Genomic DNA, 17,955 nt, shown 5'->3' on the forward strand with positions numbered 1-17,955 from the left:
TCGGTAGGTTTAGGGTGCGTGTAATGTAGAAAACAATTTTAGTTTTGCGATTTTCTCAAATTAACTTTTCGATGAAAAACACAAAAAAATGCATTTCGTCGATGTTTTTGTGTATTTCAAGGATTTTTAATTGTGAAATACAGGATTGGAGAAAACAAAAATTCATGTTTTTTGAGAATTGATTAAACAACTGAAGCTATTTAGTTCAGTTGTTTAAAGACGAGTTCTATCAATGAAATGAGAGGATAAGAGTTTTTTTTGGAACTATTCAGTAATCAAAATTAATAGATCACTTAATCCCTTATTTTCAATAATGTCATCATCACTACTTGATGATTCTCCAACTGTGATTACTGTATTATTAGAAAGTTGAATGGCATCAAAAGCCAGATCTAAATCCACGCCTCCGAATGTGTTTTGTGCTATAAGATTTCCTTTGTTATCAATTTTAATGACCCAGGTATCATTTTCCCCGTAATTAATACTAAGGTCGCCATCTGAACTACGCGAATTTCCCGCAATAATATAGTTATTATCTGGTGTCTTTTTTATGGAGCGCCCTGAATCAAAACCGCTGCCTCCATAGGTTTCCTCCCAGATGAGATCGCCGGAAGCGTTAATCTTGATCGCCCAGATATCAGCAGCACCGTGATTATTGGTAACGTCAATATCGTTACTTCTGGTTTCACCAACAACTATAAAATTGCCATCGTCTGATGATACTATAGCGCGGGCTTCATCGGTATTACTACCGCCGAAATTCTTTTCCCAGATTAACGTCCCGGTCGCCGAAACCTTGATGATCCAAAAATCATAGTTACCTTTATTATTGGTGATATCAAGATCTTCACTGTCCGACGATCCTACCACAATTAAACTACCATCTAAGGTTTCTGCTGCACCATAAGCGATATCTGTAAATGTACCGCCGTAATAATGGCTCCATTGTTTTTCTCCTAAAGCATTTAATTTAATAAGCCAATAATAGCCGCCAGAATGATTTTTAGCTGTTATCATTTTACTATTTCCTTGGCCTGCAGAAGCGGAAACATCCAAAGTGCCACATAATAAAAAACCGCCATCGTTTGTTTGTATCAAGGAGTATCCATTGTCTTCGCCGGAAAAACCAAATGATTTTTCCCATTGTATATCACCACTTGCTGAAGTTTTCACCATCCAGAAATCATCGAAACCTTGATTCACGGATAAATTACCATCCGAACTTTTACTATATCCTATTATGGCAAAACCACCATCATTAGTTTGGATGATAGATTGCCCCCGGTCATCCAAAGTTCCTCCATATGTTTTTTGCCATTCTAACTGATTTTCAACATCAAATTTTAATAACCAATAATCAAATGAGGTGTCATTTTTTCCAACAACATCACCGTCGTTACTTTGTGTCAAACCTAAAACGGCAAAGCCACCATCTTGAGTGGCTGTTATGGATTGAGCACTTTCATTTAGGGATCCACCGAAGGTTTTAACATCTGTATTTTTTGCTAGTTCGTTCGGGGTGCCTGTAGTTTCTTTACTGCACGATTGAAGTAAAAATATAAACGCGCCAAATAATAAAATAATGTAATATTTTCTTTTAATCATCGCCTTTTCAAATGGGTTTTATGAGCCACTTTTTCGAATGATGAACAAGCCTTTTTCAATATCACTCAGAATAATATTTCCGCTGGAGAAAAATGGATATACATTCCAGACTCCATTAAATTCTGCACTGTCATTCGCGGGATAGGTGTCGAAAAATCCAACTTCAGTAAACAATTTATTATCTATTTGTGAGATGTCAATGATCCGCACACCCGCTCGATAATTCGCCAGATAGAACAAGTTGTCTTTTATATAGCCATTGTGGTCTATAGCTGGAGCGTTTCCGAAATAATTAAAATGGAAAATCGGATTGTCCAGATCGGTGAAATCTAGGACTATGGTTTTAGTTGGATTACCTAGTCTAAATTCATCCAATTCATCGCCTACTATAAAATAGCGCATATCTTCCGTGAACGAACCTTGATGGGTATAGCGTACATTATTATAAGTAATTCTGGATATGATTGTTGGATTTTGTTTATCTGTAACATTAATAACCACCACCTCATTTTCATTGCTGCCAACAAAAATTTCCTGGCCGGTATAATCAGAATCCGGTCCATTGTAGGTTACTACTTCTGCGTCATGTGAGTAGCCTCCATCTCCGAAGCCACCTTCCGAAAGAGGGTTCAAAGGATCCTGAATATTGATGAAAAGAGGTCCTCCTGCATAGGTGGTGCTGCGATTTTGTCCTACCGGGTAAGCGTAGCCGGATGTTTCATTAATAACTATATTATGAGCACTTCCAAATCCTGTAAAATGAAAATCGGCAATAAAATTTTCAGGTGGGTTGCTCACATCCCGAAGGCGGGTGAGATCGAAAACCTGCATTCCATGCACATTGGCTTCACTTACAATAAAGGCATAATTATTATACACTTTTATATCACGCCATGAGCTGGAAGCTGTTGCTGTTGGCAGCATTCCCAAAACAAGGGGTTGGTCTGGTATTGAAATATCCACAAAAGATGTATTAGCATCTGTTCCCATCAAGGCATATTCTTTGCCGGTCGCAGGATCTGTCCAGCCCCAGCAATCATTTCCCGACGTTGCATTAAGTTCGCTTAGCGGCACTCGTCCCATAAGATCATAACCACCACAAGGATAAATGTCTGCAAAGCCATTTATACAAGGCGTACCCGGAGTATCGACTGCAGGTTCTACTGGAGGTACAGATTCATTAGAACAGGACTGACTTAACATCAGGGCGAAAACAAAAAGGATGGTTTGAATTTTATTGGGTAAAAACTGGGAATTTCTATATGTCAGCATGTCAAAATATTCAATAAAGAGGTTTCATATTAAGTGGTAATTTAAAACGAATTTTAATAACAATTAGTATGAAACATAAATAACCTCAGTATCTCTAATGATATTGTGATGTTTAACGATGATTAATAAAAAACGAAACGGCTATTTTATTAAAAAGTAGGCTTTTAAACCAAATAAGCTTATTATTTTTGCAGCATGATAGAAGATAAAAATCAACAACGGACCTCGCTGAGTGAATTGGGTGAATTTGGACTTATAGACCACCTGACCAAAAATCTTAAAGTGAAGCATTCTACAACTGTAAAAGGTATTGGCGATGATGCAGCTGTATTGGATTTTAAAAATGAACAAGTCGTAGTAACAACCGATCTTATGGTTGAAGGTGTGCATTTTGACCTGAGCTACGTGCCTTTAAAACACTTAGGATATAAAGCTGTAGTTGTTAATTTGTCAGATGTTTATGCCATGAATGCTATGGCGACTCAAGTTACGGTCTCCATTGCAGTCTCCAACCGTTTTCCTCTAGAAGCCTTGGAGGAACTTTATGCAGGTATTGAAACAGCTGCTAAGGTTTATAACATTGATGTTGTTGGTGGTGATACTACCTCGTCAACCAAGGGCCTTCTCATTTCGATCACGGCTTTAGGTAAAGCCGATGCGAAAAAAGTTGTTTACCGAAATCAGGCAAAACCAAAAGATTTACTTGTCGTTAGCGGCGATTTAGGTGCTGCGTATATGGGCCTGCAAGTTCTCGAGCGTGAAAAAGAAGTGTTTAAAGTAAATCCACAGAACCAACCTGATTTAAGTCCGTACACCTATTTAATAGAACGACAATTAAAACCGGAAGCCCGAAAGGACATCGTAGAACTACTTGAAAAATTGGGAGTAAAACCTACATCCATGATCGATATTAGTGATGGCTTATCTTCAGAGATTATTCATTTATGTACCCAAAGTAAGGTGGGGTGTGTGCTTTATGAGACTAAAATTCCGATAGATCCGGCACTTATTTCAACCTGTGAAGAATTTGATATTGATAGTACCACAGTGGCCTTGAACGGTGGTGAGGATTACGAATTGTTATTTACGATGTCTCAGGAGGATTACGATAAAATCAAAGGGAACCCTAATCTTTCTGTGATTGGTTATATGGAAGAGGAAAGAGAAGGCATAAACCTTATAACACGAGCCGAAACAAAAATTCCTATTAAGGCTCAGGGTTGGAAAAACTTTAATGACTAAACACAAGGAGCTCCTGGGGTGCTTTAGCTTTAGCTCTAATGCGATTCGCAGCACGATTCTGATGGATGCGTTCTAGAACGTCGTTAATTTCTCTAAATTTTGGAGTAAGCTCTGTAAGGTTGCCGTTGCTGTTTGTGGTATATTGTTTTTTACAACGTTTACAAGTATATTCTTTAACATGATAGGTGACTTCTCGAGTTACTTTAAACTGATGCCCGAACATCTTGCAATTAATGTTTCCCATGTACTTTCTTAATTTATTAGTTCAACTTTAAGGAGAGGAACTTAAAAGTATAAAAAACATTTATAATCGATGAACGGCAACATTAATAAATCGATGAAGCGATCGTTTTTTCCTTTGAACGTAATGCACGGTTGTGGTGAATACGTTCCAGGATCGCATTAATCTCCTTGAACTTAGGTGTTAACTCAGTGAGGTTGCCATTACTGTTTGTGGTTAGCTGTTTTTTGCAGTTGCAGCAGGTATACTCTTTAACATGGTAGGTTACTTTTTTTGAAACCTGATAATTATGTCCAAAAACGGAGCAATACATTTTTGGAAAAAACGGGGTGTGGTGGGCATGTTTTCTCATTTTGGCAGATTTTAGTGTCTAAAGCTAGTAAAAAAATCCAAAAAAACGATAAAAAGTATAATTTATTCGATGAAATGCACAATTTGATGTAGGAATTTGATTTTATTTTCTACGAAACTCATGTGCCCGTCAGGAAAAACAACCAGATTCATCTTGGCTTCTTCAGCTTCTTTTTTCAAAGCTTTAAAATCTAAAACCGGATCTTTTTTGCTGGCTATCATCAGTTTTGGTCGGTTTAAATTTGTGAGGAAGGATGAGCGCTCCGGACGAATCTTCATTCCTTCCAAAGCCGCAATAATTCCTTGTACGGGTGTTTTAAGGGCCTCTTCTGTAATGTGTGCAATAGCTTTTGAGTATACCTCAATATTGTCCGGTGAAAATAAATTAGGAATACCCATACGAATAAAACGCTTCGGGTTGTCTTTAACAGCCAAAATAGCACGATCCCTGTTCTGTTTCCGTTCCATGGAGTCTTCTTGGGAAGTAGAATTGATCAAGCCTAATTTAACAACAAAGTCGGGACGCTTTTCGGCGAAAGCCAAGGCAACGTATCCGCCCATAGAATGTCCTAAAATGATACATTTTTTAATACCAAGGTTTTCAAGAAGTGCGATAACGGGATCAGCCATCTGCTCCATAGTATGTATGTAACCTAAGCATCCTGTTTCACCATGACCGAGTAAATCGATGGTGATCAGGCGGTGGGATTTGGTAAAATCAGAAATGAAAGGTTCCCATATATTTTTGGTTTCCAAAAACCCATGAAGTAATACTAAAACCTCACCAGTACCATCGTCTGTGTAGGAAATGTTAATACCCTTATATACAAAGCTTTGATTATTCATAGCGTCTACAAAGATAGGGCTCTTGAATAAGAATTTTAAAATAATAACCTATTTAAGATTTTACTTTTTTGATAGCACTGAAAGCTTTATCAACATATTCCTCCTCGACTAAAATTGTAAATTCGTTGGTGGTCGATAGTACTTCGTAAAGTACAATTCCTTCCCAGGCAAGGCGCTTGAAAAAATGGTAATACAGTCCTGCAATTTTTGAATTATTTTGAGGGAGATTCACACTTATGGCCGACAAGCCTTCCTGGGTCGCCAAAAAGTGTTCGTTGGCTAATGACTCCTGAATAAAATCGTTCAAACTACTCGACACAATGATGTTGCTCTCATGAATACCACGTGTAAAGGTGTAAAACAACTTGGATTCCTGATTGATACGATCTAAGATCTTCGCGTGATTGTCGATAATGGTATCGGAATTTCGAATGGTAAAATCTGTTAAATTGGAACGCACCGTAATATCTCCTAAGTTTTCAATAACGCGTTTCATTTTAAGAGAGTTACCAAGAGTTGGTGGTGGATTATAGCGGCGTAAGGCCATCATAACAGCACCCGGTTTTACGTCCTTTTTAAGCATGTTACTAATGGGCTCCGTAAGTTCAAGAGCCAAGGCGCTAAAATTAATAATGTTCCGAGACAAGGCTTCTTCAAGATAAGGTTGTGTAATTAATATATCTTCGACACAATGTGATACCGTTTTCATGTTATAAAAAGTTCTTTATTGTTAAATATTTAACACTATGTGCAAAAATAAACTTTTTTTTCAATAAATAGTGTTTTTGTGAAGAGAGGTTATAGTTTTGCTTTTCAATTCATTATGAAAATTTAAAACAACTGATAAATGAAGGTTTTAAAATTTGGTGGCACCTCAGTAGGTTCTGTTGAAAATATGGCGCATGTGAAAGATATCATAAATGATGGTGTGCCTAAAATTGTCGTACTTTCCGCCATGTCGGGAACAACTAATACCTTAGTTTCTATTGCCCAAACTATTGCTTCAGGGAAAACAGCAGCGGCTATTGATCGCATCAATGAGCTTGAAGGTCATTATTTAAAAACCGTGGACGCCTTGTTGCATAATTCGGTTCTTAATGACCAAACTAAAATTTATGTTCAGGAACGTTTTAAGGGACTAAAAGATTTATGTACGCAGATGTATTCAAAAGACGTGGAAAATACTATTTTGGCTCAGGGAGAACTGCTTTCTACTTATATGTTTAATAATTATTTGAATCAGGAAGGCATATCATCAACCCTGCTTCCTGCTCTGGATTTTATGCGTATTGATACTGCGAACGAACCTGATTTGCCAGTAATCAAGTCTGCTTTTGAAAACGAATTCAAAAATGTTGAACCTGCTACTATTTATATTACACAAGGATTTATTTGTTTAAATCATGAGAATAAAATTTCAAATTTACAACGTGGTGGTAGTGATTATACAGCAACGATTATTGGTGCGGTGATTCAGGCTGAAGAAGTTCAGATCTGGACAGATATTGATGGGATGCATAATAATGATCCCAGATGTGTTGAAGGAACGCACCCTATTGCAAATTTATCTTTTGACGAGGCTGCAGAGTTGGCTTATTTTGGTGCTAAAATTTTACACCCGCAAACGGTATTACCGGTTCGTGCTGATGCCATTCCTGTACGTTTGAAAAACACTATGGATCCTTCGGCTTATGGTACTCTTATTTCCGATACTACCTCTGAAAATGGTGTTAAAGCTATAGCGGCCAAAGATGGCATTACAGCTATTAAGATCAAATCAGGTCGCATGCTTCAGGCACACGGTTTCTTGAAGAGAGTCTTTGAAATTTTTGAAGTTTATGAGACGTCTATAGATATGATAACCACTTCAGAGGTGGCCGTTTCCCTGACTATAGATGATACTAAAAATCTGGATAAAATATTAGCAGAGCTTGAAAAATTTGCTACCATTGAAGTTGATCAAAACCAAAGTATCGTATGTTTGGTTGGACACGCTATTGTAAATCATAATGAGACTTACAGGTTGTTCCAAATATTACGTGATGTAAAAATTCGGATGATCTCCTATGGCGGTAGTAATAACAATATATCTTTACTTATCAATACCACCGACAAAGTGGGAACCCTGCAAAAACTCAACGACTATGTCTTTGCATTAGCAGCGGTTTAAATTTGTTGAATTAATAGCTGGAAAAAGGGCGCTTTGAGCGCCCTTTTTTTTATGAATTCATAATGCTTTCTATGTCATCAGCATCAATAGGAATGTTCCGCATCAAGTTGAAAGGTTCGCTGGATTCCTGAATCACAACATCATCCTCCAAACGAATACCAAAACCTTCGTCTGGAATGTAAATTCCGGGCTCTACGGTAAATACCATGTTGGCCTGTATCGGCTCGGTTAAAATTCCATAATCATGGGTATCTAAACCAATATGATGTGAAGTACCGTGCATGAAATATTTTTTGTAAGCTGGCCAATCGGGATCTTCATTTTGAACATCGGCCTTATCTAAAAGTTTTAATCCCAAAAGTTCAGCGGTCATTAGTTTACCAACTTCTTTGTGGTATTCTCCGATAAGCGTTCCTGGAACCAGAAGTTTCGTAGCCTCATTTTTAACGCGATTTACAGCGTTATAAACCTCTTTTTGACGCTTGGAAAATTTTCCGGAAACGGGAATGGTCCGCGTCATATCGCTGGAGTAGTTGGCATATTCTGCCCCGATATCTAGTAAAATCAAATCGCCGGCTTTACACTCCTGATTATTTTCAACGTAATGAAGTACATTGGCATTATTGCCTGACGCCACAATGGGGCTGTAGGCAAATCCTTTGGAGCGATTATTTAAAAATTCATGCATGAACTCGGCTTCAATATTGTATTCCCAAACACCGGGTTTTACAAAATCTAAAATACGTCTGAACCCTTTTTCCGTGATGTTACAAGCTTGCTGCATGATATCGATCTCAATGGGGTCTTTTACCGAGCGCAAGCGTTGTAAAATAGGAGCGCTTTTCGCTACCGCATGTGCCGGATAAGTTGATTTTAGCCATTTTGTAAAACGGTCTTCCCGGGTTTCGGTCTCCACATTAGCTCGGTAGTGTTCGTTGGTGTTGATATATACCGTATCGCACTGTGTCATTAACTCGAACATGATCTTCTCCAAATCTTTCAGCCAGTAAACGGTTTTAACCCCGCTCACCTCAAAAGCTTTTTCTTTAGTTAATTTTTCACCTTCCCAAACCGCAATATGATCATTGGTCTCCTTTAAGAAAAGTAATTCCCGGTGTTTCTTATTGGGACAATCTGGAAAAATGACTAAAATACTTTCTTCCTGATCAACACCACTCAGATAAAAAATATCCCGATGCTGTTGGAATGGCATTGTGCTGTCTGCACTTATTGGGTAGATATCATTCGAATTAAAAACCGCTAAACTATTCGATTTCATTTCTGAGGCGAAATTTTTACGGTTCTTAACAAATAAATTTTTGTCTATTGGATGGTATTTCATATCGAATTTTTACTGTTATTTTTTCAATCCTTAAAAGTACAAAACTAAACATGTATATTGGGGATGATTTTCGTGATATTTAATGGGTTTTTTTCATCTTTTAATTCTTTTATTTCATTAAAAACAGAAACTTTAAGTTATAATTTTTCAGTATTTTTAATGCCGGTTTTGTTTTAATGTAAAATCATTCTAAATAACTAAACAAGGGGCTTGGAATTTGTCAAAAATACAATACTAGTGTACCTTTGCTAAACTTAATTTAACTACAAAATAATGAGCGGATTTTTAAAATCTTCGATAGGAAAAAAGGTGGCCATGTCGCTGTCAGCCTTTTTACTAATGTCCTTTTTAATATTACATTTTTCAATCAATTTTCTATCTGTTTTCAGTGAAGATATTTTTAACTCGGCCTCTCATTTTATGGGAACGAATTGGGTGATCCAATTTCTAATGCAACCCATCTTGATCTTTGGTGTTGTGTTTCACTTTGTGATGGGTTTTGTGCTAGAATTTCAGAACAGAAGCGCCCGAAAAATTAGCTATGTGAATTCAAATCCTGGAGGTAATTCTACTTGGATGAGTCGTAATATGTTGCTGAGTGGTGCAGTTATTTTGGCCTTCCTTGTGTTGCATTTTATAGATTTTTGGATTCCAGAAATGAATACTAAATATATTCAGGGCGATATGAGTGGACTCTTGGATGGAGGTGAAAGTTTACGGTACTACACCGAGACGGTTCATAAATTTGAAAGCCCATGGCGTGTTGGCGTTTATGTTTTAGCCTTTGTTCTACTGAGCCTGCATTTGCTTCACGGTTTTAACTCGGCATTCCAATCACTAGGGGCCAATAATAAGTATGTAAAAGGATTAAAAGGCTTTAGCCGTGTTTATGCGATCGGCATTCCGTTAGGATTTATTTTTATAGCCTTATTTCATCATTTTTCCCACTAAAACAACATAACGAATATGTCAATATTAGATTCCAAAATACCAGATGGCCCCTTAGCGGACAAATGGACAAAACATAAAAACGATATTAAACTGGTTAGCCCGGCAAATAAGCGATTGATTGATGTCATTATTGTTGGAACGGGATTAGCCGGAGGTTCTGCAGCAGCTACTTTAGCTGAGTTGGGTTATAATGTAAAATCGTTCTGTTTTCAGGATTCTCCTCGTCGAGCACATTCTATTGCCGCTCAAGGCGGAATAAATGCCGCAAAGAATTATCAAGGCGATGGTGACTCGACCTACCGCTTATTTTATGATACTGTAAAAGGGGGTGATTATCGTTCGCGCGAAGCTAACGTATACCGACTTGCTGAGGTGTCAACGAATATTATTGATCAGTGTGTGGCACAGGGTGTACCTTTTGCAAGAGAATATGGAGGTCTGCTAGACAACCGCTCTTTTGGTGGTGTGCAGGTGTCGCGTACCTTTTATGCCAAAGGGCAAACAGGGCAGCAACTGTTGTTGGGTGCGTATGCGGCCATGAACCGTCAGATTGCTCGTGGAAAAATCAAGATGTATTCGCGTCATGAAATGTTAGATGTCGTTATTGTTGATGGAAAAGCCCGAGGGATCATTGCAAGAAATTTAGTTACCGGAGAAATTGAACGTCACTCAGCTCACGCGGTCGTATTGGCTTCGGGAGGTTATGGTAATGCGTTTTACTTGTCAACGTACGCCATGGGAAGTAATGTGAGTGCCGCTTGGAAAGCCCATAAACGTGGTGCTTTCTTTGCTAATCCGTGTTACACACAAATTCACCCTACCTGTATTCCAGTTTCCGGAGACCACCAATCAAAATTGACGCTCATGTCTGAGTCTTTAAGAAATGACGGACGTATTTGGGTGCCTAAAAAGAAAGAAGATGCTGAAGCCGTTCGCGCAGGAAAACTAAAACCAACACAAATAGCTGAGGACGATAGAGATTATTATCTGGAGCGTCGTTATCCGGCCTTCGGAAATCTTGTGCCTCGTGATGTGGCATCTAGAGCAGCTAAAGAACGTTGTGATGCCGGCTATGGTGTAAACAGGACCGGTGAAGCCGTTTACCTTGATTTTTCATCAGCGATCGTTCGTTACGGAAAAGAGCAAGCACACGTAAAAGGTTTGGATTCAGATGACATGGAGGTCGTTAAAAAATTAGGAACTCAGATTGTAGAAAGTAAGTATGGTAACCTGTTCCAGATGTACGAAAAGATCGTGGATGAGAATCCGTATGAAACGCCAATGATGATCTACCCGGCAGTACATTACGCGATGGGTGGTCTTTGGGTTGATTATAATTTAATGACTACAGTTCCTGGTTTATATGCGGTTGGGGAAGCGAATTTCTCCGATCATGGTGCTAACCGATTAGGGGCATCAGCTTTAATGCAGGGCTTGGCCGATGGTTATTTTGTATTGCCTTACACGATCGGGGATTACCTAGCCGATGATATTCGAACCGGTGATATTCCAACAGATACTAAAGAATTTGATGAAGCCGAGAAAAACGTAAAAGAACGTATTGATGCTTTGATCAATAATAAGGGAACGAAATCAGTAGATTATTTCCACAAGCGTTTAGGAAAGATCATGTGGAATAAATGTGGTATGTCTAGAAAAGCTGAAGAGCTTAAAGAGGCTATCGCAGAAATTGCCAAATTACGTGAAGAATTCCATAAAGATGTTCTGGTTCCCGGAACTGCGGAGGAGTATAATGAAGAATTAGCTAAGGCAGGACGCGTTGCAGATTTCTTAGAACTTGGCGAATTATTTGCCAAAGATGCCTTAGAGCGCGAAGAATCAGCAGGCGGACATTTTAGAGAAGAATATCAAACTGAGGGTGGAGAAGCGTTGCGCCGACCAGAATTCCAGTTTGTGTCAGCCTGGGAATATAAAGGAAAACCAAGTGATGCAGTGCTTCACAAAGAAGCTCTGGATTATGAAAATATTCAAGTGAAAGAGAGAAGTTACAAATAAAAACATTGAAATGAATTTAACGTTAAAAATATGGCGTCAAAAAGATGCTAACGACAAAGGGCAAATGGCTACCTATCCGGTAAGTGATATTTCTCCTGATATGTCATTTTTAGAAATGCTTGACGTTCTAAATCAAGAATTAATTGAAAAAGGTGAATCACCCGTAGCTTTCGATCATGATTGTAGAGAAGGTATTTGTGGATCCTGTTCGTTGTTCATAAACGGAAGAGCGCACGGACCAGAAACCAAAATAACAGCTTGTCAGTTGCACATGCGAAGCTTTAAAGATGGTGATACCATTCATATTGAACCGTGGAGAGCAAACGCCTTTCCTGTAGTTAAGGATTTGATAGTAGATCGGTCTTCTTTCGACCGTGTGCAACAAGCCGGCGGATTTATTTCTGTAAATACCTCAGGAAATACCCAAGATGCTAACGGAATTCCCGTTAAAAAAGGGAATGCTGATAAGGCCTTTGATGCAGCAACCTGTATCGGTTGTGGAGCTTGTGTAGCAACTTGTAAAAACTCTTCTGCGATGCTTTTTGTGTCGGCTAAAGTTTCACAGTTTGCCTTGTTACCTCAAGGACAAATTGAAGCGACAGACCGTGTGCTTAATATGGTAAAACAAATGGATGTGGAAGGTTTTGGGAACTGTACCAATACCGGAGCTTGCGAAGTGGAATGTCCTAAAGGGATTTCTTTAGAGAACATTGCCCGTATGAATAGAGAATATTTAAAAGCGTCTTTGAAATAAGCTCAAGGCGGAAAACTATAAAATAAAAAGTCTGATGTTCTCCATCAGACTTTTTTTTGTTTTAATTTTTGAACAGATAACTCTGTACCTGGCCATCATTCGGAATAATCAATAATGCTCAAACTCCATTTTTCATTTTAATACTTTTTACAGCTTTGATTTGTTTATTGAATGGGCCCAAGCCAAAGTTTGACACCCAATCATAGTCTGAAAGTGATTTTAAAAGCAATCCTTTTAATGCGGTATAACCACCATGATAGGTATTCATACTTAAACTGTTACCGGAAATGATCACTGATTTTTTGGTGATTTATGGTGGGCTTATCAAAAAAATTAAAGCTCATTTCAGATTACTTTAGGAAATATTGCGATTAACCCAAATTATTTTTTTAAATATTTTAAAGTTATTTTTTTTAATATCAAATGAATAGCGAGTATATAAATGACTATTACAATGAAGTAATTTTCAATAAAATAATCCATGCTTAAATTTCCTTTAAACAATTTTAAAATTTTTGATGGGAAATCAATAATATTAGAATACTTTGAAATAATTATTTTACCCACAAAAAAAGTTATGATTACATAACTAATTAAGGAATAAAAAATTAGAAAATAATTCAGGTCATAATGTTTTCTATTTGGAGATAAAAACCTTTTAATTTGAGTAATAGACTTTAACTTCAAATTCGGTATTTCAAAATAATCCGAAACTATCCAATATCCATCAGTTCTAAAAAAAGGATTCAAATTAAATAGACACCTAATAAAAAACAGAATTATTAAATTATTAATACTTATAGAGTTTATTATTAATATAACAGAAACAATTATTAAAAAAATAAATTCAAAATAAATGCCTGCTACATTTATTATAATCCTTTTATACTTATTAAGCGACCAAGCTTTAGTAACATCTGCAAATAATACAGGGCTTATTAGGTATATGCCAAAGCCAATACTTGAAGATTCTTTTGTGAATTTATAAAGTGCTGAAACGTGGCCAAACTCATGAAATATTACCAGCAAGACCAAGTATATCCCAAACCAAAAAGCTTTTAGCGGCTGGCTATTTGAAACTGTTTTAGCGTTTAAGTATAAGATAATTAGGAAAAAGAAGAAAAATGAAGCACAGGTAACTGGGTTAATTAATTTTTTTAGAAATTTTGCTATAAATAAAGTTGAATTCCGAGGAAAAAGAATAAACTTTAATTTTAAATAATTTTGCAGTGAATAGTGTGTTATGTTATTTTGATACAATGCTTTAAAAATGGTGCTATCCTTGAATTCAATTAAGTGGCTTTCTACATTTGTTTTAATAAATAATTCGCTCATGGTAGTGTCTAGGCAATTGTTTGTGCTCCATAGTTTTATGACTCTTAATGTAATTGTATCGATTATAAAAAATCGATTTTGCGAAAGAATTTCTAGTATAAATTTATCCTTGCTTTTTTTGAAAATTAAAAACTCATTTCTAATAGTAATTGAACTATGTTTCTTTTCTGTACACATAACTTAAAGCTGTTAAACAATAGCTTGTAGTCAGAACATCACTTTTATAATATAAAATCTTATTTGGGAGATCTTTTGATCTTCCAACTTCCATTTTTATAAAATTATCTGAGCTGTAAGAGCCATCAATATTTTTATTTGATAATATATATTCTGCTCCTTTAACAATAGCTTCTTTATATGATTCTTCTTTTTTTGATTCATAAAAAGTTAGGAGGACAATTGCGGTGTTTAATAAGTTTTTTTTCTTCAAATTACCCCAACTTCCATTCACATTTTGGTTTTTCTTTAAAAACATCAATGCTTTATCAACTGAATCACTATGCTGTTGGAAACTATTCAAAAACCTCGTAGAAACATATGTCCCATAATAAACATCATCATACCATGTTGATTCCCAATATCCTTTTTTATGTTGTCTGTTAGACACAAAAATGGCGTTCTTCTTTAGTATTTCAAGACTTTTATTTCGAACTAAAAAGTTTAAAACGTTTAGATTACTAAAAATTGCATATCCAATATTCGAAATAACATCAACATCATGGGTGTCTCCCCATTCATTTTTTGTGCTTTGCATCTCTAACTCATTGTTCTCAGTAGAATATATCCAAGTTTTAAATAAAGGTTCATTTGAATTTTTTAGTAGTTTAGTCAGGGGAGTTTTAAATAAACTTTCTATTTCTTCCTGATTGCTACCCGTGAAAACTTGCATGATTTGTGCTAAATCATCAGAGTCACAAGGTAATTCCAATAAATCAGGAAAATACTTCCAACCAACTTCATTGTATTTATTACTTTTTAGGTATTCTTTTTCAAAATTAATAATGTCTTTTAGTTCATAGGCATCTATATTATTGACAATAGTTTTAAAATGTGTTGCTATTATTGCTCTTTGGAAAATATCCCCAACTTGTAGAGGTGTTGATTTAAATCCGAGCTGTGGAGAAAAATACATTTTGTGTTTTAATTTATAAAAGCCCTTTTCCCAATTATCCACAAGGTAATTGAGTGATAATTTTAGTTCCTTGTTTAATATATTATTATCAAGTTTTATTAAAGGCTTATTTGAGTAATTTTCATGAATGAACTTAGCAAACGTTTCCTTTTTTGAATACAAATTATTCACAAGCTTTTTTGCCCTCATTAAAATAAAAGGAAGATCTTCTTTCTCTAGAGAGTTGATACATTGCTCTATATTCTGAATAGCATAATTGATTAAATCATTAAATATAACTAGTAGAAAATAGATTTAATCTCTTTTTTACTAGTTATATTTAATTGTCTGGAGTTTATTAATTTAAGCGTTTTGTCTTTTGCAATATTGATTTGATTATTATCGTAATCTTCTTCAAAGTCGTCTATATCATCAAGAATTTGATATGATACATAAAACATTTCATATAAATCAATAAACCTTTGGTGTAAGACCTTATTTTTTTGATTTTCAATTACATAAATGGCATCAATTGATAGTTTACCAATACAAACTTTTGATATTACATGTTTTGTGTAATTAGTTATAGTGATATCAAAGTCCTGCTCATTTTCATTATAAACAGAGTCAAGCCACTCACTATTACGTAAATTAAAGAATTCCCAAAACTTTGAACCTCTTTCAAAAATATTTTGTAAAGATTGTATTGCATATGATTGCAGTGATTGAGACAACAAAATATGGTTTTTCATTTCAAGCGAATTAACAACTTGGTTATCTAATACTTTATCTGAAAAAATAATAGATAAATAATAAAGATAGGAGGAAAAACAAAGTTGTTTAATAACCTCAACATTTGTACACTTGAAAGGGCTAGCGTAAATAGCTGGCAAATACATGTATAAATTAGTTGATTGTTTTTTTTTTTTAAATCCTTTAAAAGATTAAGCTGATTTGGGTGTAAATTAAGTTTGGTAATCTCATTTATAACATAACTTTTAATAATAGTAGGATTCATTTTTCCTCTAGTAAATTAATTATACTTGCTTGCAAAGAATCTCTAATTACGGCATTGTACTTTTCCCAAAAAGCTGGGTCATATGTTTTTTCTAATTCATAAATGTTTTTACCTGGACTTAATAAACTTTTGTCTTTAGGCTTTCCTGTAGATTCAGAAAAATATGATTCAGCAATTATATTGTGCACAAATAATGGTGTACTTTTATTCTTTCTATTAAAAGTATTTCTAGTTATACTATACTTAATACTTTCAAATTCAAACTTTTCTTTTTTGTTTCTAAAAGTCATTTCTACTTCCCATTTACCATAGGTTAAGTACGTTTTAACTTTTTCACCATTAATTTCATTTTCCCTCTTTCGGTATTTAGAATTAGATTTTTCAGTGCCTTTATATGCAATTTTATAGAATCCATGTGTTTTCTTGTCAATAAATAGATTTCCTTCAAACACATTGTTGTTAGATATAAATGATATTTGGTATATATCTCGCCCATTTTGTTTAACAACACCTTTGAATGAATAATTACACCTATTGGGATTAAAAAGTAACAAATATTTAAAATTACTATAGGGAGATACTTTTGTGTTTGAACTTTTAAACAAATCTTTACTTTTTCTAATTTCTTTTACGTAAATGCTTATGTTTTCTTTTTCAAAACTTAATTTAGCATTTTCAACCAATAATGAAGCTTCAATAAAACCTCTCCAAACGCCATCCTTTGACTCATAACTTCTAAAAAATACATCATAATTTTGAGGGAGATGGTTTGTATTTAATTTAGAGAACGCATTTTTTGAAATTTCTTTTGAATTTATATTTTCTAGGATAATTTCATCTAATTCTATTGAAGATTCCTGTAGTTTGAAATTTACAGTATTATTTTCAAGAATAGTTTTCAGAATATTTTCATAGTCATTGAAGCCAATATGGGAAACAACTAGAGTGTCCTTCAAATGTATTTCATCAAAATTTAAAATAAATTTGCCTTCACTATTTGAGTAAGTGCCTATTGACGATTGTTTTAATCTAATATTTGAAAAGGGCAAAATCTCATTGTTATCAGAAATAATTTGCCCTTCAATTTTATTTTGCCCTAAAATATTATTAACAAATGTCAGGAACATTATTAAGATAAAATTCTTCATACGTTAATTTTACCAATCCCATGAATACTGTATCGTTTCGTCCCGACCATCATTATTTGTATCCTCTGTCGACCATTCTCCATCACCTTTAGAAGTAGTCATTTCTAATCTTTCTTCTAATTCTTCAATTTCAAATTTTTTCACTGAATCTAAATCAATTTTTTCCATTTTGTTTGATTTCAATGCTTTCATAAGTATTTAAATTTAAGTTAGACTATTCTGTTTTATCTAAGGTTAAATCATTTCGAATAGCCATACCAAATGATCAACCGGAATTATCGGTTAATTTTGATGGTTTATATATTTTGAAGGTGGTTTGCAACCTAATTAATAGGATTGCGATAGGTGGTTTTGAAAAATGTAATCTTTCTCTGAAGCGAATATATAAATAAATTCCATAAATTCGTACAATAAATAATTATTTTCTTTCAAAATAATTATAATACTATTTGATCTGTCTCAAACCAGCTGTTTTTATCTTACTTTTTAGTAAAACGAAACTTTAATTAATAGCAAAAATGAAATAATTGTAAACTAACCTAGCTGGTTATAT

General features: G+C 35.1%; 18 protein-coding genes. 5 read left to right on the forward strand and 13 right to left on the reverse strand.

Annotated features, from left to right (window positions below; all coding sequences use genetic code 11):
• Positions 1-264: 264 nt before the first annotated feature.
• Positions 265-1,605: a hypothetical protein gene (locus tag V8G61_RS01000; protein WP_394873560.1), complete on the reverse strand. Its 1,341-nt coding sequence runs from the start codon at positions 1,603-1,605 to the stop codon at positions 265-267.
• 18 nt (positions 1,606-1,623) lie between these two features.
• Positions 1,624-2,877, reverse strand: coding sequence for a choice-of-anchor B family protein (locus tag V8G61_RS01005; protein ID WP_394873561.1), 1,254 nt, complete (start codon positions 2,875-2,877; stop codon positions 1,624-1,626).
• Positions 2,878-3,072: 195 nt separating this feature from the next.
• On the opposite strand from V8G61_RS01005, the gene thiL reads away from it, so the two are divergent.
• Positions 3,073-4,119, forward strand: a complete 1,047-nt coding sequence (thiL, locus tag V8G61_RS01010) for a thiamine-phosphate kinase (RefSeq protein WP_394873562.1) — start codon at positions 3,073-3,075, stop codon at positions 4,117-4,119.
• Here thiL and V8G61_RS01015 read toward each other — a convergent pair.
• The 4 genes from V8G61_RS01015 to V8G61_RS01030 all read right to left on the reverse strand — a co-directional run bounded on the left by V8G61_RS01015 (position 4,109) and on the right by V8G61_RS01030 (position 6,266).
• Positions 4,109-4,363, reverse strand: a complete 255-nt coding sequence (locus tag V8G61_RS01015; RefSeq protein ID WP_394873563.1) for a DUF1660 family phage protein — start codon at positions 4,361-4,363, stop codon at positions 4,109-4,111. The genes thiL and V8G61_RS01015 overlap by 11 nt on opposite strands.
• A gap of 82 nt (positions 4,364-4,445) precedes the next feature.
• The gene (locus V8G61_RS01020) at positions 4,446-4,712 is read right to left on the reverse strand and encodes a hypothetical protein (protein ID WP_394873564.1); all 267 of its coding nucleotides are present in this window, start codon (positions 4,710-4,712) and stop codon (positions 4,446-4,448) included.
• Between the two features lie 62 nt (positions 4,713-4,774).
• Positions 4,775-5,557, reverse strand: a complete 783-nt coding sequence (locus V8G61_RS01025; protein ID WP_394873565.1) for an alpha/beta fold hydrolase — start codon at positions 5,555-5,557, stop codon at positions 4,775-4,777.
• A 52-nt stretch (positions 5,558-5,609) separates the two neighbouring features.
• The gene (locus tag V8G61_RS01030) at positions 5,610-6,266 is read right to left on the reverse strand and encodes a hypothetical protein (RefSeq protein WP_394873566.1); all 657 of its coding nucleotides are present in this window, start codon (positions 6,264-6,266) and stop codon (positions 5,610-5,612) included.
• Positions 6,267-6,404: 138 nt separating this feature from the next.
• Here V8G61_RS01030 and V8G61_RS01035 point away from each other — a divergent pair, with 138 nt between their 5' ends.
• A complete protein-coding gene (locus V8G61_RS01035) occupies positions 6,405-7,727 on the forward strand; it encodes an aspartate kinase (protein ID WP_394873567.1) in 1,323 nt (440 codons plus the stop codon).
• A 49-nt stretch (positions 7,728-7,776) separates the two neighbouring features.
• On the opposite strand, the gene V8G61_RS01040 is transcribed toward V8G61_RS01035, so the two are convergent.
• Positions 7,777-9,069, reverse strand: a complete 1,293-nt coding sequence (locus V8G61_RS01040) for an aminopeptidase P N-terminal domain-containing protein (protein WP_394873568.1) — start codon at positions 9,067-9,069, stop codon at positions 7,777-7,779.
• Positions 9,070-9,342: 273 nt separating this feature from the next.
• Between V8G61_RS01040 and V8G61_RS01045 the strand changes: the two genes are divergently transcribed.
• Genes V8G61_RS01045 through V8G61_RS01055 form a run of 3 tightly spaced genes read left to right on the forward strand, consistent with a single transcriptional unit; the run spans position 9,343 to position 12,790 of the window.
• Complete coding sequence (locus V8G61_RS01045; protein WP_394873569.1) at positions 9,343-10,020, forward strand: succinate dehydrogenase cytochrome b subunit; 678 nt, start codon at positions 9,343-9,345, stop codon at positions 10,018-10,020.
• A gap of 15 nt (positions 10,021-10,035) precedes the next feature.
• On the forward strand, positions 10,036-12,036 hold the full coding sequence (locus tag V8G61_RS01050) for a fumarate reductase/succinate dehydrogenase flavoprotein subunit (RefSeq protein WP_394873570.1): 2,001 nt from the start codon (positions 10,036-10,038) through the stop codon (positions 12,034-12,036).
• Positions 12,037-12,046: 10 nt separating this feature from the next.
• Complete coding sequence (locus tag V8G61_RS01055) at positions 12,047-12,790, forward strand: succinate dehydrogenase/fumarate reductase iron-sulfur subunit (protein ID WP_394873571.1); 744 nt, start codon at positions 12,047-12,049, stop codon at positions 12,788-12,790.
• A 118-nt stretch (positions 12,791-12,908) separates the two neighbouring features.
• Here V8G61_RS01055 and V8G61_RS01060 read toward each other — a convergent pair whose 3' ends face one another.
• The 6 genes from V8G61_RS01060 to V8G61_RS01085 form a co-directional block, all read right to left on the reverse strand.
• On the reverse strand, positions 12,909-13,058 hold the full coding sequence (locus V8G61_RS01060; protein WP_394873572.1) for a hypothetical protein: 150 nt from the start codon (positions 13,056-13,058) through the stop codon (positions 12,909-12,911).
• A 113-nt stretch (positions 13,059-13,171) separates the two neighbouring features.
• Positions 13,172-14,125, reverse strand: coding sequence for a hypothetical protein (locus V8G61_RS01065; RefSeq protein WP_394873573.1), 954 nt, complete (start codon positions 14,123-14,125; stop codon positions 13,172-13,174).
• 154 nt (positions 14,126-14,279) lie between these two features.
• Positions 14,280-15,446: a prenyltransferase/squalene oxidase repeat-containing protein gene (locus V8G61_RS01070; protein ID WP_394873574.1), complete on the reverse strand. Its 1,167-nt coding sequence runs from the start codon at positions 15,444-15,446 to the stop codon at positions 14,280-14,282.
• A gap of 89 nt (positions 15,447-15,535) precedes the next feature.
• Complete coding sequence (locus tag V8G61_RS01075) at positions 15,536-16,135, reverse strand: hypothetical protein (RefSeq protein ID WP_394873575.1); 600 nt, start codon at positions 16,133-16,135, stop codon at positions 15,536-15,538.
• Positions 16,136-16,250: 115 nt separating this feature from the next.
• Entirely contained in the window at positions 16,251-17,402 is a 1,152-nt protein-coding gene (locus tag V8G61_RS01080; RefSeq protein WP_394873576.1) for a carboxypeptidase-like regulatory domain-containing protein, read from the reverse strand.
• Between the two features lie 9 nt (positions 17,403-17,411).
• Entirely contained in the window at positions 17,412-17,594 is a 183-nt protein-coding gene (locus tag V8G61_RS01085; protein WP_394873577.1) for a hypothetical protein, read from the reverse strand.
• Positions 17,595-17,955: the final 361 nt, after the last annotated feature.

The organism is Gaetbulibacter sp. M240 (assembly GCF_043876815.1).
Classification (GTDB): Bacteria; Bacteroidota; Bacteroidia; order Flavobacteriales; family Flavobacteriaceae; genus Gaetbulibacter_A.